The sequence below is a fragment of the Pseudomonas sp. B21-023 genome, from assembly GCF_024749165.1.
Taxonomy (GTDB): domain Bacteria; phylum Pseudomonadota; class Gammaproteobacteria; order Pseudomonadales; family Pseudomonadaceae; genus Aquipseudomonas.
This window is the reverse complement of sequence record NZ_CP087190.1, coordinates 2,540,089-2,557,907: the sequence shown is the minus strand read 5'-3', so window position 1 is coordinate 2,557,907 and position 17,819 is coordinate 2,540,089. Positions and strand designations below refer to the sequence as shown.

At 66.2% G+C, this 17,819-nt stretch carries 15 protein-coding genes and 1 pseudogene; 9 read left to right on the top strand and 7 right to left on the bottom strand.

The genetic code is table 11. The annotated features are described in order from the left end of the window. Positions 1-36 precede the first annotated feature (36 nt). The 5 genes and pseudogenes from LOY42_RS11605 to LOY42_RS26600 form a co-directional block, all read right to left on the bottom strand. Positions 37-711 carry an energy transducer TonB gene (locus tag LOY42_RS11605; protein ID WP_046855394.1) on the bottom strand — a complete coding sequence of 225 codons (675 nt, stop codon included), beginning with the start codon at positions 709-711 and terminating at the stop codon, positions 37-39. A gap of 8 nt (positions 712-719) precedes the next feature. Continuing rightward, positions 720-1,145 (bottom strand): biopolymer transporter ExbD, encoded by a 426-nt coding sequence (locus tag LOY42_RS11600; RefSeq protein ID WP_046855393.1) that lies wholly within the window; start codon positions 1,143-1,145, stop codon positions 720-722. Positions 1,146-1,155: 10 nt separating this feature from the next. After that, positions 1,156-2,961: a DUF2341 domain-containing protein gene (locus LOY42_RS11595; protein WP_139670608.1), complete on the bottom strand. Its 1,806-nt coding sequence runs from the start codon at positions 2,959-2,961 to the stop codon at positions 1,156-1,158. 40 nt (positions 2,962-3,001) lie between these two features. Next, positions 3,002-4,552, bottom strand: coding sequence for a ShlB/FhaC/HecB family hemolysin secretion/activation protein (locus tag LOY42_RS11590; RefSeq protein WP_256659280.1), 1,551 nt, complete (start codon positions 4,550-4,552; stop codon positions 3,002-3,004). Positions 4,553-4,832: 280 nt separating this feature from the next. Next, positions 4,833-4,932, bottom strand: a pseudogene (locus LOY42_RS26600) (transposase); the annotation flags it as partial. Between the two features lie 1,327 nt (positions 4,933-6,259). Here LOY42_RS26600 and LOY42_RS11580 point away from each other — a divergent pair. From LOY42_RS11580 to LOY42_RS11555, 6 genes are all read left to right on the top strand, one after another. Continuing rightward, positions 6,260-6,733 (top strand): hypothetical protein, encoded by a 474-nt coding sequence (locus tag LOY42_RS11580; RefSeq protein ID WP_258600704.1) that lies wholly within the window; start codon positions 6,260-6,262, stop codon positions 6,731-6,733. Between the two features lie 417 nt (positions 6,734-7,150). Continuing rightward, entirely contained in the window at positions 7,151-7,960 is an 810-nt protein-coding gene (locus tag LOY42_RS11575) for a gamma-glutamyl-gamma-aminobutyrate hydrolase family protein (protein ID WP_046855389.1), read from the top strand. A gap of 400 nt (positions 7,961-8,360) precedes the next feature. Next, positions 8,361-9,272, top strand: coding sequence for a 5-dehydro-4-deoxyglucarate dehydratase (gene kdgD, locus LOY42_RS11570; protein ID WP_258600703.1), 912 nt, complete (start codon positions 8,361-8,363; stop codon positions 9,270-9,272). A 102-nt stretch (positions 9,273-9,374) separates the two neighbouring features. Further along, positions 9,375-10,724, top strand: a complete 1,350-nt coding sequence (locus LOY42_RS11565) for an MFS transporter (protein ID WP_102685231.1) — start codon at positions 9,375-9,377, stop codon at positions 10,722-10,724. Positions 10,725-10,797: 73 nt separating this feature from the next. Continuing rightward, a complete protein-coding gene (gene garD / locus LOY42_RS11560; RefSeq protein WP_139670620.1) occupies positions 10,798-12,351 on the top strand; it encodes a galactarate dehydratase in 1,554 nt (517 codons plus the stop codon). Positions 12,352-12,472: 121 nt separating this feature from the next. After that, positions 12,473-14,053, top strand: coding sequence for an aldehyde dehydrogenase (NADP(+)) (locus LOY42_RS11555; RefSeq protein WP_139670622.1), 1,581 nt, complete (start codon positions 12,473-12,475; stop codon positions 14,051-14,053). Positions 14,054-14,147: 94 nt separating this feature from the next. On the opposite strand, the gene LOY42_RS11550 is transcribed toward LOY42_RS11555, so the two are convergent. Beyond that, positions 14,148-14,897, bottom strand: a complete 750-nt coding sequence (locus LOY42_RS11550) for a FadR/GntR family transcriptional regulator (protein WP_102685234.1) — start codon at positions 14,895-14,897, stop codon at positions 14,148-14,150. A 79-nt stretch (positions 14,898-14,976) separates the two neighbouring features. After that, entirely contained in the window at positions 14,977-15,744 is a 768-nt protein-coding gene (locus LOY42_RS11545) for a helix-turn-helix domain-containing protein (RefSeq protein ID WP_258600696.1), read from the bottom strand. A gap of 109 nt (positions 15,745-15,853) precedes the next feature. On the opposite strand from LOY42_RS11545, the gene LOY42_RS11540 reads away from it, so the two are divergent. The 3 genes from LOY42_RS11540 (at position 15,854) to LOY42_RS11530 (ending at position 17,788) form a co-directional block, all read left to right on the top strand. After that, positions 15,854-16,669, top strand: coding sequence for a sulfite exporter TauE/SafE family protein (locus tag LOY42_RS11540; RefSeq protein ID WP_111533254.1), 816 nt, complete (start codon positions 15,854-15,856; stop codon positions 16,667-16,669). A 64-nt stretch (positions 16,670-16,733) separates the two neighbouring features. Then, positions 16,734-17,384 carry a DUF998 domain-containing protein gene (locus LOY42_RS11535; RefSeq protein ID WP_139670626.1) on the top strand — a complete coding sequence of 217 codons (651 nt, stop codon included), beginning with the start codon at positions 16,734-16,736 and terminating at the stop codon, positions 17,382-17,384. 74 nt (positions 17,385-17,458) lie between these two features. Continuing rightward, the gene (locus LOY42_RS11530; protein WP_102685238.1) at positions 17,459-17,788 is read left to right on the top strand and encodes a hypothetical protein; all 330 of its coding nucleotides are present in this window, start codon (positions 17,459-17,461) and stop codon (positions 17,786-17,788) included. The last annotated feature ends 31 nt before the right edge of the window (positions 17,789-17,819 follow it).

The window sequence follows — 17,819 nt, the reverse complement described above, 5'->3', positions numbered from 1 at the left end:
GTTTGCAGCTCCTGTGGGTCAGTCGTGCTTCGTTGTTCATGGCCGGCGCCCCTGCAGGGCGATCTTCACCGGCAAGGTCAGGTTGGCCGGCGGGCGCTGGTCGAGGGCGCGGGCGCCGCGCAGGGCGGCGAGCACCTGGGCATCGACCTCGGGCTCGCCGCTGCCGCGCAGCAGCTCGACCCGGGTGATCTCGCCGGCGGCGCTGAGCCAGATTTCGGCCTGCAGGTTGAACACCAGGTTGCGCAGCTCGGGGTTGTCGCGCAGCAGGCGCTGGAAGGCATAGGCCAGGTACTGGCTATAGGTGCCGCTGCCCAGGCCGCCACCGCCGCCACCGGCCATGCCGCCGCCTTTGCCGGCACCGACGTTGAAGCTGTCGCCGCCCGCTTGGGCGTCGCCGTCCATCTGCATGGGGTCGGCCAGGTCCTGGGCCGGGTCCGGCGCGTCCTCGGCGGGCTTGACCTCCTCGGCCTCGGGCACCGGCTGCGGCTCGACGATCTTTTCCTCGACCGGCGGTTCAGGCTCCTTGGGCGGCTCGGGCGGGGGCGGCGGTGGAGGCGGCGGCAGCGGGATGATCGCCGGCACCTTGGGCGCCTCGCGGCGCACCCCGGCCATGTCGTTGGCCCACTGCCACAGCAGCCAGGCCAGGCCCGCGCCAGCGACGGCGAGCACGGCCCAGGTCAGCAGGCGGCGGAAGTTGGCTTTAGGTTCCATGCCTGCCCTCACCCCTGGTTCGGCTTGCCGGTGACCAGCCCGACCTGGGCCAGTTCGAGACGGCGCAGCAGGTCGAGCACCTCGACCACCTTCTGGTACTGCACGCCCGCGTCACCGCGCACGATCAACGGGAAATCCGGGCTGCGTGCCTTTTCGCTGCGCAGGCGGTCCTCCAGCTCCTGCAGCGTCACCGGGTAGGCGTCGAGGAACACCTGGCCGGCATCGTTGATCGAGATCGCCTTGGTCTTGGGCTGGGCCAGCGACACCGTGGCGCTGGCCTTGGGCAGTTGCACCTGGATCCCGGAGACCTGCGCGGTGGCGGTGAGGATGAACATCACCAGCACCACCATCAGCACATCCACCAGCGGGGTGATGTTGATGCTGTCGACCGCGGCGTCGGCGTCGTCGTCTTGGGCGTTGTTCACGGATGCCATGGCTGCCTCCTCACGCCGGGATCGACGGGTTGACGCTGCGCCCGGCCGGACGCAGCGCCGCTTCACCGGCCTGGCCCTCGCCGTGCAGCTCGGCCAGGCGGGTGATGAACTCGTCGACGAACACCCGCATGTCGGCGCTGACTTCGCGGTTGCGCGTGGTCAGGCGGTTGTAGCCGAACAGCGCGGGGATGGCGACGAACAGGCCCATGGCGGTGGCCAGCAGCGCCGCGGCCATGCCCGGGGCGATGGCGTTGATGTTGACGTCGCCGGCCATGGCGGTGCCGAGGAACACCACCATGATCCCCAGCACCGTGCCCAGCAGGCCGATGTAGGGGCCGCCGGCAATGGCGTTGGACAGGGTCGACAGTTTCGACGACAGCGCCTGGTTCTCGCGGGTGCGCACGCCGTCCATGGAGCAGCGGATGGCTTCGATGGTGGCCGCGGACACTTCACTGGTGTCGGCGCCCTGGGCGCGGCGGGTGCGGATTTCCTGCACCGCCACCAGGTACAGGCGCCACAGCGAGGAGTCGGTCAGTCGGTCATGCAGTTCGCGATCGTCGGCGAACTGTTCGAGGCGCGTGCCGACCGTGGCGAAACGCTCGCGAAAGCGCGTATTGGCGGCGGTGACGCGGTTGAGCGTGCGCTGCTTGCGCAGCATGATCACCCACGACTGCACCATCATCAGCACCAGGACAGCGATGATTACCCAGGCGTCCACCGGCACCGCCTTGAGCAGGAAGCCCAGGCCGCCGAAGCCGAAGCCGGATTGTTCTTCGTCAACGCCATAGACCACCAGGCGCGACTCGGCACCCTGGGCCAGCACGTCGGCCTGCAGGCTGGCCTGGCTGCGGGCGACGCGGGAAACACGCAGCTCGTCCAGGGCGCCGACAAAGGTCGCGTAGTGGCCGGCGGCCTCGCCCTCGGCCGCTGGCAGGTCGCCACCGATGCCGATGGCGCCGCTGAAGGCCGCCAGGCTCGCGGACAGTCGCGCGACCGGCTGGCCTTCGAGCAGCAGCGTGAGGTTGCCGCCCTCGCCCACCAGCGCCAGATGCTGCCATTGGCCGGCTCCGAGCGCCTGATTGGCGGCGGCACGCTGGCCGTCCACCTCGATGAAGGGCACGCCTTCGGCCAGGCCGAGCAGCAGGCTGTGGCCGGCCTCGCGGCGCGCCAGCAGCAGTTGCTCACCCACCGCCTGGTCCTGGCGCAGCCAGGTGCTGAAGCTGAACGCCGCACCCGCCGGCAGTTGCAGCGAGGCGCTGGCGGGCAGTTGCAAGGCTTGTCCCCCGAGCTGGATGGCCCGGCCAATCACACCATCGACACTGACCGTTGGTCCTTGCAGCTGGTTACCGTAAGGACTGGCGTCACGGGCGGTGGCACCGTCGAAGTGGTAGAGCGCGGTGTAGTCGGCGTCGAAGCTCGGCTGGCCGGCGGGTGCCTGGGCCTTGGGGTTGCCGTAGTACATCCACAGGTCCTGGCGCTGGCCAGGCTCGATACGCGGCACGTCGACCCAGATCAGCGCCATGCCCATCAGTGGATCGAACTGCTCGACATGGTGGTTGAGCACGGTCTTGTCGTCGGCAGCGACGAAGCGGATGTCCGCGCCGGTTTCGCTGACGCCGTCGAAGCTGAAGTTGCCGGTGTGCAGACGCACCAGCAGCGCGGTGCGGCCCAGCGCCTGGGTCAGGCCGGCGCCCTGGGGCGTGGTGTCCACGGCGATCTGCTTGCGGTACATCCAGTCGTCCTGCCACCAGGCGCTGGCGCTGCCCGGCAGGGCGAAGCCCAGGCACAGCAGCAAGGTCAATATCAGGCGTTGCATGAGAGGTCTCCAGGCCGATGCCGGTCAGTAGGTCAATCGTTCAAAAAGTCGCCTGCACGCTGAAGTGCACGCGGGAAGCGTTCTTGTCGGTGTTGGGGCCGTCCTTGAGCGGCAAGGCCCAGTCGAGGCTGCCGGACAACCAGTCGTTGAGCGTGGCGCGGGTGCCGACGCCGACGCTGGCCAGGCTGTAGCTGTCGTCCTGCTCGGGCAGTGCGTCCTGCAGGCGCAACTGGGCACCCTCGGCGAACAGGTAGAAGCGCCAGTCGCTGATGTAGCTGCCGACGTAGCGGCCAATGGAGGGGGTGCGCAGTTCCTGGGAGAACAGCAGGCCGTCGTCCCCGGTGCGTTCGGCGGCGAGATAGCCGCGCACCGAGGTGGCGCCACCGGCGGCAAACTGTTCGTTCGACACCAACGGCCCCGAGGCCAGCTGGAAGGCCAGCTTGGAGGCGCTCTGCCAGGCGCCGGCGAAGTCGAAGGTGTAGCTGCCGTCGCCCTTGAGCGCGGCGAAGCTGGAGTCGGCGCGGTAGCGCTTGTAATCGAACTCGGAATCGTCGCTGCCATAGCCCAGCAGGCTGCGCGTCCCGGCCACCAGGCTCAGGCCGAGGCTCAGCTGGTCCTGTTCGGTGAAGCGGTAGCCGGTATAGCCCAGGGTGATCGGGGCGTACTTGAGCGGGACCTTGTCGCTGCTGCCGCCCAGGCCGACCTGTTCGTCGAAGTCCTTGAAGTCCACGCCGATCGACAGTGCGTTGGCCCAGGCGCCGACGCCCGGCAGGTTATAGATCGCCGAAACGCCGTAGGAATGGCCCTTGCCCAACACATTGGTACCGCCCACCGTGGCGACGTTGCTGTCGGAGTGGTAGCCGGAGAACTGCACGGTCCAGCGCTCGTTCAGCGGCGCGGCGTAGGACCCGGACCAGACCTCGGCGTTGTCACGGTCCTGGGGCGCGGTGAACCAGGTCAGCGAGACGCTGTGGCCGGCCTGCCAGAGGTTGTTGTAGCCCAGGCTGACGACACTGCGCAGCTTCTCGGTATCGGCGCTGTGGTCGTTGTTCAGGCCCAGGCTCAGGTTCCAGGGTTGCTTGTCCTCGACCTGCAGGTCGACGTCCATGGTGCCCGGGCGCTGGCCTTCGCGCACCAGTGGCATGACCTGCCGCCCCGGGGCACGATTGAGCGTGGCCAGCTCGTTCTGTACCTGGGCGAAATCGGGGACCTTGCCCTCCTCCAACGCCGGCACCTGTTCACGGATCTCCAGCGGCGAGTAATGCTTGGCGCCCACCACCCGCACGCGGCCGACCTTGGTTTCGCTCACCTGCAGGTAGACCACGCCGCCTTCGACCTTCTGCTCGGGCAGCTCGACGAACACCGACTGGTAGCCTTGGGCCTGATAGCTTTTCTGCAACGCCTCACGGGCGCCTTCAAGGTCGGCCAGGGTCTTGTCCGGCCCCAGGTAGGGATAGACCGCCTCTTCGATGGCCTGGGCGTCGAGCACGGTGTTGCCGCGCACCACGTACTCGTTGATCTCGACCCGGCGCTGCGCCTCGTCCGCGGTCACCTCGACCGCCAACAGGCACAGCAGCGCCCCTGCGCCCATGCCGCATCGCTTGAAGAAAAAATGCTCCACACCGCCCCCTTGAGCGCCAGGAATTCGTTGGTTTTCTAGTGGTTGTCGCTGGGTGCGGCCTGGCCTTGGTGGCGGGCCAGCCAGCTGTGCAACAGGGCCAGGTTGAGGCTGAACTCGGGCATGGCCTGCAGGCTTGCGCCGAGCACTTCGTCGACCATGCGCTGCAGCAGCGAAACGGCCATGGCGCTGCCCAGCAGCACGCCGAGGTCATGGCTGAACAGGCTGAAGTTCCACACCCGCGATTTCAGCTCCAGGCCGGTGAACCAGCGGAACAGCAGGTTGTAGTTGAGCTGTTCGTAGAGCTGCTTTTCGCTGGGCACCGAATACAGCAGCTGCAGGAGCAGCACATGCATCAGCGTGCGCGGGGCGATGATCATGCCCTGCTGTTCGGCCAGCAGCGCCAGCGCGGGCTGGTGCGCGTCCAGCAATGCCTCTATGCGCGGCTTGAGCAGCGCCAGCGAATGGCCGGGCGGCACGCAGCTGGCCACCTCGCGCAGGGCGGCCTGCCAGTCGTCCTGGGAGACGATCCATACCCAGGGGGCGCCGTAGCGGTAGACCGAGACGGGCTGCTTGCGGGCGGCCTCGACGATCTTGGCCAGACGCTGATCGAGCTCCTGCATTCCCACTTTCGTGTAGCGTTCCATAGTGCCCATTGCCCCGCTCCCAGGCCGGTTCTCAAGGCTTCATCGGCCTGATGGCCAGGTGCCTTGTTGGTGTCCATGGCTTTGACGGGGGTGGCGGATTGCTACCGAAGTTTTGTCATGAAAGGTTCATCAGAGGGGGTGGTTTCGAGGGGGTCGGGGTCGGGGTCGGGGTCGGGGTCGGGGTCGGGGTCGGGGTCGGGGTCGGAAGTGATTGTTTTGTTTTTTTGGGCGCATTCGTAGAAGATGTCGACATTTAGTCACCATTTCGCCTTTACGGCGACCTACTTTTGTCTTGACAAAAGTAGGCAAAACCGTTCGGCTCCATTCATACGGCCCCTGCGCTTCGCTCCGGGGTTCCCTCGCTCCGTTCTTGCTCCCGTGGGTACCGCGCTGTACGCCCCATCCTGGGGCGCAGCGCTCGACGGCCATCCATGGCCGTCGCCCCACTACGCAAGAACTCCACTCGGCCTCCTGAAGTCGCAATCGGTGGCGCCTGAACTATCGCGCACTTAGAAGCAAGATCAAGAGCAGATCAAGAGCAGATCAAGAGCAGATCAAGAGCAGAGTTTTTTGTTTGTTAGTGGCTGTTATGTTGTTCTTCATTACGCTATCGCGGTGCAAGCCCGCTCCCACGTTGAATCACGTAGTCAAACTATGGCGGGAGCGGGCTTGCCCCGCGATGTTGATCTAGAGTTCCCACGATGGCAACTAGCGATTAGCTGCGTTAGTGCAGGCGCCGCCCGTAACTTCGCGACTTCAGGAGGCCGAACGCAGGTCTTGCGCAGGGAGGTGACGGGCATGGATGCCCGTCAAGCGCTGCGCCCCAGGATGGGGCGTTCAGCGCGGTCCTCCCGGGAGCAAGGCCGGAGTGAGGGGACCCGGAGCGAAGCGGAGGGCCGGATGAATGGAGCGCCACGGCTTTGCTTACTTTGGCCGCGGACGGCGAGTTACGACCAAAGTAAGCCGCCGTAAGGGCGGAAAGGTGACTGTGCGTCGACATCGCAAATGAATGCGCTTAAAACTATAAAAACCGATGCCGATTGACTTTGACTTTGACTTTGACTTTGACTTTGACTTTGACTTTGACTTTGACTTCGACTTCGACTTTGACTTTGACTTTGACTTCGACTTCGACTTTGACTTTGACTTCGACTTCGACTTTGACTTTGACTTTGACTTCGACTTCGACTTTGACTTTGACTTCGACTTTGACTTTGACTTCGACTTTGACTTACACAGCGTGTGTTTTAAAAGTTATATGCGCATTCATTCGCCATGTCGACGCATACTCACCTTTTCGCCTTTACGGCGACCTCCTTTTCTCTTGGGAAAAGGAGGCAAAACCGTTCGGCTCCGTTCATACGGCCCCTACGCTTCGCTCCGGGGTCCCCTCACTCCGGGCTCGCTCCGGGAGGACGCGCCGACGGGCCATCCATGGCCTGATCGGCGCTTGACGGGCATCCATGCCCGTCACCTCCCTGCGCAAGCCCTCCGTTCGGCCTCCTGAAGTCGCAATTTGTGTCGCCTGGACTATCGCGCGCTTAGAAGCAAGAGCAAGGGCAAGCGCTGGGCTGGGCTGGGCTGGGCTGGGCTGGGCTGGGCTGGGCAGAATGATCTTGCGGAGCATGTCTGCATGACATTGCATTGGTGCAAAGAGCCGACTGCGTCGTTAAATATTATTGACCTAGCTTGTGCCAAACCCTTGTCACTCAAGGCTCCGACGGCCTACAGCCCCCGGAAAATGGCGGCTTGAGGCTTCGTCACTCGTTTGACATATCGAACGGCTCTGGCAAGCTATGAGTCAGGCCCCGACCGACATCGCCTGCAGGGCGAGCCGGCAGTGCTCGGGGCTTCAGGCAGCACTCAAGGCCCCGGCCGTGCGCCTGCACAACAACGACAGGCATGACCTGTCTCAAGGTGACATATGTCCAACAGCAACATTGGCAACAAGCAACCTTCCCTGCGCAAACCCGTCGTCCTGATGACCATGGGCAGCCAAGAGCGCAAAGGCCATGACTATCAGGTCATGACCCACAAATATATTTCCCCGCTGGTCGAGTTCTCCGGTTGTGTCCCGGTCCTGGTGCCCACCTGCTGCGGCGTCGAAGACCTCGAGACCTACCTGGACATGGCCGACGGCGTGTACCTGACCGGTGCCGGCAGCAACATCGACCCGGCCCTCTACGGCCAGGACAACCAGACGCCCGGCAAGGGCCAGGACAAGGACCGCGACCTGTTCGATATCCCGCTGGTCAAGGCGGCGATCAAGCGTGGTCTGCCGATCTTCGGCATCTGCCGCGGCATGCAGGAAATCAACGTGGCCCTCGGTGGCGACATCTACCAGAAGGTCTACGCCGAGCCAGGCTTCAACGACCACCGGGAAAACCCGGAAGATCCGGTCGAGGTCCAGTACGCCCAGGTGCACGGCGTCAAGATCAAGCCGGGCAGTTGGCTGCGCGACACCCTGGGCAGCGACGAAATTCGCGTCAACTCGCTGCACGGCCAGGGCCTGCGCAACCTGGGTGCCGGCATCGAGCCGATCGCCCATGCCGAGGATGGCCTGGTCGAGGCGATCCACGCCCCGAGCATCTCGCCCTTCCTGTTCGCGGTGCAGTGGCACCCGGAGTGGCAGGCGGCGAAGAACCCCGATTCGATCAAGATGTTCCAGGCCTTCGGCGACGCCTGCCGCGCCCAGGTCCGCAAGTCCCAGGTCAAGCGCAACCAGGCCGCTTGACCCTCTGAAGCTTCGTTAGCTTTGATCGCGGGGCGGCGCAAGGTCGCCCCCGTTTCCCACGGTCACCCTCTGCTGGTCCCAGAACACCTCCCGTGGAAGCGGGCGGCGGGCTTGTGCCTGTCTCCGCGATCTTTTTTCCTCTCTCCCTGACAGAGATACGATGACCCATAAGATCTCGTGTCGTTCTACCGCCCCTATCGCAGCGCAAGCCCCCTCCCGCAGCCCGGCAGAGCTGTAACGTCATGACTATAGGCGGGGACTGGCCACGCGCTGAGGCCAGATCTGATCACTACCCCTCAGAAAATCCATGGACAGGGCTAGCCACAGAACAAGTTGTACGATAACTTACCTCTCACCTTGGTACCTCCCCCCCTCCAAGCGCCACAGGATGCCTACAACAATGACTCCACAAGAACTGCAATCCATCCTCTCCCACGGCCTGCTGTCGTTCCCCGTCACCGACTTCGACGCGGCCGGCGACTTCAACCCCGCAGGCTATGTCAAACGCCTGGAATGGCTCGCCCCGTATGGCGCCAGCGCGCTGTTCGCCGCCGGTGGCACCGGCGAGTTCTTCTCCCTGGCCGCCAGCGAGTACAGCCAGGTGATCAAGACTGCCGTCGACACCTGCGCCACCTCGGTACCGATCCTCGCTGGCGTCGGCGGCTCGACCCGCCAGGCCATCGAATACGCCAAAGAGGCTGAACGCCTGGGCGCCAAGGGCCTGCTGCTGCTGCCCCACTACCTCACCGAAGCCAGCCAGGACGGCGTCGCCGCCCATGTCGAGGCGGTGTGCAAGGCAGTTAGCATCGGCGTGGTGGTCTACAACCGCAACGTCTGCCGGCTGAACGCCGACCTGCTGGAACGCCTGGCCGAGCGCTGCCCGAACCTGATCGGCTACAAGGACGGCCTGGGCGACATCGAGCTGATGGTGTCGATTCGTCGCCGCCTGGGCGATCGTTTCAGCTACCTGGGTGGCCTGCCTACCGCCGAGGTGTATGCTGCGGCGTACAAGGCGCTCGGCGTGCCGGTGTATTCGTCGGCGGTGTTCAACTTCGTGCCCAAGACCGCGATGGACTTCTACCACGCCATCGCCCTCGACGATCACGCCACCGTGGCCAAGCTGATCGACGACTTCTTCCTGCCGTACCTGGACATCCGCAACCGCAAGGCCGGTTACGCCGTGAGCATCGTCAAGGCCGGGGCGAAGCTCGCCGGTTATGACGCGGGCCCCGTGCGCACGCCGCTGACCGACCTCACCGCGCAGGAGTACGAGATGCTCGCCGCGCTGATGGACAAGATGGGCCCGCAATAAGCGAGCACCTCGCGGCCTGCCAAAGCCGCCGCCGGAGCAGGGACGCCCCGCTCCGGCCTACAACCAATCCCCGTATAAAAATAACGAGTGGGAGTAACCAGCATGCAAGCGACGCAAAAGACGCATGTACGCTACCTGATCCTGTTGATGCTGTTCCTGGTGACCACCATCAACTACGCCGACCGCGCAACCATCGCCATCGCCGGCTCCAGCCTGCAGAAAGACCTGGGCATCGACGCGGTCACCCTCGGCTACATCTTCTCCGCCTTCGGCTGGGCCTATGTGGCCGGGCAGATCCCCGGCGGCTGGCTGCTCGACCGCTTCGGCTCGAAGAACGTCTACGCCTTCAGCATCTTCACCTGGTCGCTGTTCACCCTGCTGCAGGGCTTCGTCGGCGGGCTGCCGGTAGCCTGGGCGGTGGTCACGCTGTTCACCCTGCGCTTCCTGGTGGGCTTCGCCGAAGCGCCGTCGTTCCCCGGCAACGCACGGATCGTCGCGGCCTGGTTCCCCACCCAGGAGCGCGGCACCGCCTCGGCGATCTTCAACTCGGCGCAGTACTTCGCCACCGCGCTGTTCGCCCCGATCATGGGCTGGATCGTCTTCACCTTCGGCTGGGAACATGTGTTCGTGGTCATGGGCGTACTGGGTATCGTGTTCTCGGCGGTGTGGATGAAGACCCTCTACAACCCGCGCCAGCACCCACGCATCAGCAGCAGTGAGCTCGAGCACATCGAACAGAACGGCGGCCTGGTGGACATGGACCAGAAACGCGGCGGCGACGGCCCGAAATGGGGCTACATCAAGCAGCTGCTGACCAGCCGCATGCTGCTGGGCGTCTACCTCGGCCAGTACTGCATCAACGCCATCACCTACTTCTTCCTCACCTGGTTCCCGGTGTACCTGGTGCAGGAGCGCGGCATGACCATCCTCAAGGCCGGCTTCATCGCTTCGTTGCCAGCGGTATGCGGCTTCATCGGCGGGGTGCTGGGCGGGGTGCTGTCGGACTGGCTGCTGCGCCGCGGCAACTCGTTGACCTTCTCGCGCAAGCTGCCGATCGTCTGCGGCCTGCTGCTGTCGACCACCATGGTGTTCTGCAACTACGTCGAGGCCGAGTGGATGGTGGTCGGCTTCATGACCCTGGCGTTCTTCGGCAAGGGCATCGGCGCCCTGGGCTGGGCGGTGGTCGCCGACACCTCGCCCAAGCAGATCGCCGGCCTGTCGGGCGGGCTGTTCAACACCTTCGGCAACATCGCCTCGATCACCACGCCGATCGTCATCGGCTACATCATCAGCGCCACCGGTTCGTTCAAATGGGCCCTGGTGTATGTGGGCGCCAACGCCCTGGTGGCAGTGTTCAGCTACCTGGTGATCGTCGGCCCGATCAAGCGCATCGAGCTCAAGGAGCCGCCCAAGCGCGAACCTGCGCCCGACGCCGAACTGGCCCGCCAGTAAGCCGGACACGTCGGCGCCCAACGGCGCTGGCGACAGCACCACGCCTGAGAGACAAGACAAGAAGGGCCTGACCATGCAGTTGATCGAACATTCCGAGTCGCCCCGCTACGTGCGCCTGCACCCCGACGACAACGTCGTGGTGGTGGTCAACGACGGCGGCCTGGGCGAAGGCGCGCGCTTTGCCGATGGCCTGACCCTGGTCGAGGGCGTGCCGCAGAGCCACAAGGTTGCCACCGTGGACATCCGCAAGGGCGAGGCGGTGCGCCGCTATGGCCAGGTCATCGGCCATGCCCTGGCCGACCTGCGCCAGGGCAGTTGGGTCAAGGAAGATCAACTGGCGATGCCGGCCGCGCCCGAGCTTGCCAGCCTGCCACGCTGCGACGCCGTGCCCGCCGCCCTGCCGCCACTCGACGGCTTCACCTTCGAGGGCTACCGCAACGCCGACGGCAGCGTCGGCACCCGCAATATCCTCGGCATCACCACCACAGTGCAGTGCGTGACCGGCGTGCTCGACCACGCGGTCAAGCGTATCCGCGCCGAACTGCTGCCCCGCTACCCCAATGTCGACGATGTGGTCGCCCTCACCCACAGCTACGGCTGCGGCGTGGCGATCAACGCCCGCGACGCCTACATCCCGATCCGCACCGTGCGCAACCTGGCGCGCAACCCCAATCTTGGCGGCGAGGCGCTGGTCATCAGCCTGGGCTGCGAAAAGCTCCAGGCCGGCCAGGTGATGCACGACGGCGATCCGTCTGTGGACCTCAGCGAGCCGTGGCTATACCGCCTGCAGGATGCGACGCTGGGCTTCGGCGAGATGATCGAGCAGATCATGGCCCTGGCCGAGACCCGCCTGAAAAAGCTCGACCAGCGCCGCCGCGAGAGCGTGCCGGCCAGCGAACTGATCCTCGGCATGCAGTGCGGCGGCAGCGACGCCTTCTCCGGCATCACCGCCAACCCGGCGCTGGGCTATGCCGCCGACCTGCTGGTGCGCGCCGGCGCGACGGTGCTGTTCTCGGAAGTCACCGAGGTGCGCGACGCCATCTACATGCTCACCTCCCGCGCCGAAACGCCGGAGGTCGCCGAAGCATTGGTGCGCGAAATGGACTGGTACGACCGCTACCTGCAGCAGGGCGCCGCCGATCGCAGCGCCAACACCACGCCGGGCAACAAGAAAGGCGGCTTGTCCAATATCGTCGAAAAAGCCCTGGGCTCGATCGTCAAGTCCGGCAGCGGCGCGATCCAGGGTGTGCTCGGGCCCGGCGAGCGGGTAACGCGCAAGGGCCTGATCTTCTGCGCCACCCCGGCCAGCGACTTCGTCTGCGGCACCTTGCAGCTGGCGGCCGGGATGAACCTGCATGTGTTCACCACTGGTCGCGGCACGCCCTATGGCCTGGCCATGGCGCCGGTGGTCAAGGTGTGCACCCGCAGCGAGCTGGCCCAGCGCTGGCCGGACCTCATCGACATCGACGCCGGGCGCATCGCCAGCGGCCGGGCGAGCATCGAGGAGCTGGGCTGGGAGCTGTTCCATTACTACCTGGACGTAGCCAGCGGCCGCAGGCAGACCTGGGCCGAACAGCACCAGCTGCACAACGACATCACCCTGTTCAATCCGGCCCCCATCACCTGACGAAGCGTGCCTGGGCCCTTCGCCGACAACACGCCCCCTGTGGGAGCCGGCTTGCCGGCGAAACGAGTGCGTAGCACTCGCCCAGGCCCTGAACCCAGCCATTCATCTACAGGAGCATTCCATGCCCGAAATCCTCGGCCACAACTTCATCGCCGGCCAGCGCAGCGCCCTTGGCCCGCAACGCCTGCACAGCCTCGACGCCACCAGCGGCGAAGCCCTGCCCTACAGCTTCGTCCAGGCCACCGAGGGCGAAGTCGACCGTGCCGCCCGCGCCGCCGCCGACGCCTTCAGCGCGTTTCGCCAACTGCCCCCGGCCCGCCGCGCCGAGTTCCTCGAAGCCATCGCCGCCGAACTGGACGAACTCGACGACCACTTCGTCGCCATCGTCTGCCGTGAAACCGCCCTGCCCGCCGCGCGCATCCAGGGCGAGCGCGGCCGCACCAGCGGCCAGATGCGCCTGTTCGCCCAGGTGCTGCGTCGCGGCGACTACCTCGGTGCGCGCATCGACCTGGCGCTGCCCGAGCGTCAGCCGCTGCCACGGGTGGACATTCGCCAGATGCGCATCGGGGTCGGCCCGGTGGCGGTGTTCGGTGCCAGCAACTTCCCGTTGGCCTTCTCAACCGCCGGTGGCGACACCGCCGCGGCCCTTGCTGCAGGCTGCCCGGTGGTGTTCAAGGCCCACAGCGGCCATATGGCCACCGCCGACCTGGTGGCCTGCGCCATCCTGCGCGCCGCCGACCGCACCGGCATGCCCAAGGGCGTGTTCAACATGGTGTTCGGCTGTGGTGTCGGCGAATGGCTGGTCAAGCACCCGGCCATCCAGGCCGTCGGCTTCACCGGCTCGCTGAAGGGCGGCGACGCGCTGTGCCGCATGGCCGCCGAGCGGCCGCAACCGATTCCGGTGTTCGCCGAAATGTCCAGCATCAACCCGGTGATCGTCCTGCCCGGCGCCCTGGCCAAGCGCGGCGAGGCCATCGCCCGCGAACTGGCAGGCTCGGTGTGCCTGGGCGCCGGCCAGTTTTGCACCAATCCCGGGATGGTGATCGGCTTGCAGTCCCCAGGCTTCAGCCAACTGCTGGGCGAGTTGGGCCGACACCTGGATCAGCAGGCCGGGCAGACGTTGCTCAATGCCGGCGGCCTGCGCAGTTATGTCGGCGGCCTGGAGCATCTGCAGGCCCACGCCGGCATCCAGCATCTGGCGGGCCAGCCGCAGCAAGGCGATCAGGCCCGCGCCCAGCTGTTCAAGGCCGATGCCCGCCTGCTGGCAGAGGCTGACCCGCTGCTGCAGGAGGAGGTGTTCGGCCCGGCCACGGTGGCCGTGGAGGTTGCCGACGAGGCGCAGTTACGCGCCGCCCTGCTCGGCCTGCGCGGCCAGCTCACCGCCACGTTGATCGGCGAGCCGGACGACCTCGAGGCCTTTGCCTGGCTGGTGCCGCTGCTCGAAGAGAAGGTCGGGCGCATCCTGGTCAATGGCTACCCGACCGGGGTCGAGGTGTGCGACGCCATGGTCCATGGCGGGCCTTACCCGGCGACCTCGGATGCCCGTGGCACTTCGGTGGGAACGCTGGCGATCGATCGCTTCCTGCGGCCGGTGTGCTACCAGAACTACCCGCAGGCTTTGCTGCCGGAGGCGTTGCGCGATGGCAACCCGTTGGGGCTGCGGCGGCTGGTGAATGGACAGTGGAGCGAAGGGGCAGTCTGATTATCTGGAAACGCGATTGGAAACGATGTGGGAGCGGACCTGATACCGGCATCGCGGGGCAAGCCCGCTCCCACGCTTTTGACCACCTCGGAAGTCAGCCCCGCTGCGCCTCGGCCTCTTCATGGGCCTGGCGCAAGCGTTCGCGGCTGTTGCTCAGGTGCATGCGCATGGCCATCTTGGCGCCTTCGCTGTCGCGTCGGGCGATAGCCTCGTAGATCGCTTCGTGCTCGTGCATCAACCGGCTCATGTAATGCGCCTGGTCGTCATGGGCCAGGCGCGCCGAGTTGAGCCGGGTACGCGGGATGATGCTGGTGCCCAGGTGATTGATGATGTCGGCGAAGTAGTGATTGCCGCTGGCCTGGGCGATGCGCAGGTGGAACTGGAAGTCCGCCGACACCGCATCGGAGGCATGGGCCGCGCCCTCGTTGAGCTCGTCCAGCGCGGCGCGCATGCCGGCCAGTTGCTCGTCGCTGCGACGCTCGGCCGCGAGGCCCGCCGACTCGATCTCCAGGGCAATGCGCAACTCCAGCACCGCCAGCACCTCGCGCAGGGTGACGATGGTCGCCGGGTCGATACGAAAACCCCCGGTGCTTGGGGCGTCCAGCACAAAGGTGCCGATACCGTGGCGGGTCTCGACCTGGCCCGCGGCCTGCAGCCGCGAGATCGCCTCGCGCACCACGGTGCGGCTGACCCCTTCCTCGGCCATGATCTGCGATTCGGTGGGCAGCTTGTCGCCGCGCTTGAGCTGGCCGCTGCGAATGCGCTCGGTCAGCACCGTGACCAGTTCCTGGGCCAGACTGCGTGGCTTGCGCCGGGTCCGTGCCTGTACCTGCTGCTCTGTCATGCCCTGTCTGTCTGGTTGTGGAAGACAGGCGGGATGATAGCGCAAGCAGTTGTACGATCACATACGTCCGGGCGGGTTTTCATGCGCCCTGCCGCGCCGTCGAGGGCGTGTGGCCCATGACCTTGCGGTACAGGCTGGAAAATGCGCTGGGGCTCTCGTAGCCCAGGTCCAGGGCGATGGCCGTCACCGCCTCGCCCGCCGCCAGGCGTGTCACCGCCGCCATCAGGCAGGCCTGCTGGCGCCATTGGCCGAACGACAGCCCGGTCTGCTCGCGAAAACGCCGGCTGAAGGTGCGCGGGCTGCAGTTGAGTTGACGCGCCCAGGCCTCGGCGCGGGCATGGATCAACGGCTGCGCCAGGAACGCCTGGCACAGGGCCGCCAAACGTGGCTCCGTCGGCATCGGCGCGAACAGCGGCAGGCGCTCGGCCTGGCCCAGCTCGTGCAGCAGCAGCCCCAGCAGCAGGCCGTCGCGCCCCGCCTCGTCATGCAGGGCCGGCACCTCGGCGCTGGCCAGCAACAGCTGGTGCAGCAGCGGCTCGACCCGCAATGCCTCGCATAGCCGGCTCGGGCGGGGCAGCGCTGTCGGCTCGATGTACAGGCTGCGGGTACTCACGCCGCGCATGCGCACCTGGTGCGGCTTGCCGGGAGGAATCCACACGCCGCTGCCGGGTGGAATGACCCAGGCGCCATCGTCGGTCAGCACCTCCATCAGCCCGCTCATCCCATACAGAAATTGCGCCCGGCGATGGACATGCCTGGGCAACAGGGTGTCGGGCGGGTAATCGGTGGCGATGGCCAGTACCGCGCGGGGGGTGGCATCGATCTGGGACAGGGGAACATTGCGCATGACAGCAGGCTCTGGCCGTAACGCGATGATTATTGGCCAACTGGCGCAAGCTGGCCAAGGGGCAGGCGCCTACGCTGGGAGCCCCTGTCCTGGCCCTGAGGCTGTTCCCATGCTCTACCCCCTGCTTGGCCTGTTCGGTCTGTGTGCCGGCGTCACCACCTTGCTGTTCGGCTTCGGCGGCGGGTTCTTCGCCGTGCCGCTGCTCTATGCCCTGCTGCTCACCAGCCACGGCGCCGGCACCGCCGTGGCGGAGCATGCCATGCAGATCGCCGTGGCCACCTCGGCCACGGTGATGATCTTCAGCAGCGCCCTGGCCACCTGGCGCCACCACCGCGCCGGCAGCCTGCGCTGGGACCTGGTGCGGCCCCTGGCTCCAGCCATAGCCGTCGGGGCCCTGCTCGGCGCCTGGGCCGCCCTGTACGTGACCAGCGCCTGGCTGCGCGGGCTGTTCATCGCCTACCTGCTGCTCAGCCTGCTCGATGCCTGGCTGCGCCCGGGCTTTGTCCGCACAGGCGGGCAGGCCCGGGCTGCGATGAGCCATGCCAGCGCGACCCTGGCCGGCCTGCCCATCGGCGCGCTGGCGGCGCTGCTCGGCGTGGGTGGCAGCGTGATGACCGTGCCGCTGATGCGCCGCCGCGGCGCCAGCATGCGCACCGCCACCGCCATGGCCAATCCGCTGTCGCTGCCCATGGCCCTGGCGGCCACGCTGGTCTATGCCCTGGTGCCGAGCAGTCAGTCTGACCTGGACGCCGGCCTGCTCGGGCTGATCGACCTGCGCGCCGCGCTGGTGATGACAGCTGGCGCCTGGTTGGGCATGCACCTGGCCGCCCCCTTGCTGGGGCGCATCCCCGACCACGTGCATGCCCGGGCCTACCTGGCGCTGCTGGCCTGCGTACTGTTGGTGATGCTGCTCGTTGGCGATTGAGCCTGGCCATCGGACATGCCCGCGCTGTAGGCTGCGACCTGCTCTCTCCAAGGAAGGAAACCGCATGAAGACGTTTGATCGCCTGCTGCTCGCCACTGGCCTGCTCATCCCGCTCTGGCTGCTGGCGGGCGTTGGCCTGACCGCCCTGGACTATCCCGGCTACGACCATCTGCAACAGGCCATGAGCCAGCTCGGCGCGGTCGGCGCGCCGACCCATGGCTTCTCGCCCTGGGTCAACAACTTCCCCCTGGCATTGCTTTTCAGCCTGTTCGCCTGGGGCCTGGCGCGGCGTTGGCGGTACTCGGGGCTGGCTCGGTTGAGCGCGGGGCTGGTGCTGCTGCACGCTGTCGGCAGCCTGGGTACCGGCTGGTTCCCCTGCGACCAGGGCTGCGCGCCGCTGGAGCCGTCGTTCTCGCAACAGATGCACAATCTCAGCGGCCTGCTGATGTTCCTCTCGCTGACCCTGGCCAGCGTGCTGTGGATCTGGCTGGGCAAACGCGTGGCAGGCTCCCCGTGGCTGGGAAGGTGGTCGCTGCTGTGCTCGGTGCTGGCGATAATCACCGTGGTGCTGATGGCCAAAGCCGCGCAAGGCGGTGAACTGTTCGGCCTGTACCAGCGCCTCAACTACGGCATCAGCGTGTTGTGGGTTGCCGCCCTGGCCCTGCAATCGTTGCGCTGGCGTTCCCGCGATGGACTGCAAATGGCCATCGCCTGACGGCAAACTGCTGGCCCCCAGGCGTCGAAAGCGCGGGCAAACTTTGTTTTCCTTCAGATGCTTAGGACAGCAACATGCGCGTAATTCTAGCAACCGTGGCTGGCTGCCTGCTGGCCACAACCGCCTTCGGCGCACAGGCCCGGGCCCTGAGCCAGAACGATCGCCAGGTATGCGGCTGGGGCGCGCAAATCGCCGCCGAGGCCCAGCAGGCCAAGCTTTCCGGGGTGACCCTGTATGCCACGCGCAAGAAGCTGCAGGTACGCAAGTTCGCCAAGCCATGGATGCGCATGACGGCGTTCGGGATCACCGAGCAGACGTACAACAGCCGCTCGCGGCTTAAGCCGGCGGCGATCAAGCAGACGTACTACGAGCAATGTGCCCAGCATGCAGTTGCTAAAAAATAGTTCATATAATTCAAATGGTTATTAGCTATAT

Excerpts from the sequence above, each read along its gene's own strand:
- LOY42_RS11590 (WP_256659280.1), bottom strand. The coding sequence starts at position 4,552 with ATGGGCGCAGGGGCGCTGCTGTGCCTGTTGGCGGTCGAGGTGACCGCG.
- LOY42_RS11565 (WP_102685231.1), top strand. The coding sequence starts at position 9,375 with ATGCAAGCGACGCAAAAGACGCATGTACGCTACCTGATCCTGTTGATG.
- LOY42_RS11535 (WP_139670626.1), top strand. The coding sequence starts at position 16,734 with ATGAAGACGTTTGATCGCCTGCTGCTCGCCACTGGCCTGCTCATCCCG.
- LOY42_RS11545 (WP_258600696.1), bottom strand. The coding sequence starts at position 15,744 with ATGCGCAATGTTCCCCTGTCCCAGATCGATGCCACCCCCCGCGCGGTA.
- garD (WP_139670620.1), top strand. The coding sequence starts at position 10,798 with ATGCAGTTGATCGAACATTCCGAGTCGCCCCGCTACGTGCGCCTGCAC.
- LOY42_RS11580 (WP_258600704.1), top strand. The coding sequence starts at position 6,260 with ATGCCGATTGACTTTGACTTTGACTTTGACTTTGACTTTGACTTTGAC.
- LOY42_RS11540 (WP_111533254.1), top strand. The coding sequence starts at position 15,854 with ATGCTCTACCCCCTGCTTGGCCTGTTCGGTCTGTGTGCCGGCGTCACC.
- LOY42_RS11530 (WP_102685238.1), top strand. The coding sequence starts at position 17,459 with ATGCGCGTAATTCTAGCAACCGTGGCTGGCTGCCTGCTGGCCACAACC.
- LOY42_RS11600 (WP_046855393.1), bottom strand. The coding sequence starts at position 1,145 with ATGGCATCCGTGAACAACGCCCAAGACGACGACGCCGACGCCGCGGTC.
- LOY42_RS11605 (WP_046855394.1), bottom strand. The coding sequence starts at position 711 with ATGGAACCTAAAGCCAACTTCCGCCGCCTGCTGACCTGGGCCGTGCTC.
- LOY42_RS11595 (WP_139670608.1), bottom strand. The coding sequence starts at position 2,961 with ATGCAACGCCTGATATTGACCTTGCTGCTGTGCCTGGGCTTCGCCCTG.
- kdgD (WP_258600703.1), top strand. The coding sequence starts at position 8,361 with ATGACTCCACAAGAACTGCAATCCATCCTCTCCCACGGCCTGCTGTCG.
- LOY42_RS11555 (WP_139670622.1), top strand. The coding sequence starts at position 12,473 with ATGCCCGAAATCCTCGGCCACAACTTCATCGCCGGCCAGCGCAGCGCC.
- LOY42_RS11550 (WP_102685234.1), bottom strand. The coding sequence starts at position 14,897 with ATGACAGAGCAGCAGGTACAGGCACGGACCCGGCGCAAGCCACGCAGT.
- LOY42_RS11575 (WP_046855389.1), top strand. The coding sequence starts at position 7,151 with ATGTCCAACAGCAACATTGGCAACAAGCAACCTTCCCTGCGCAAACCC.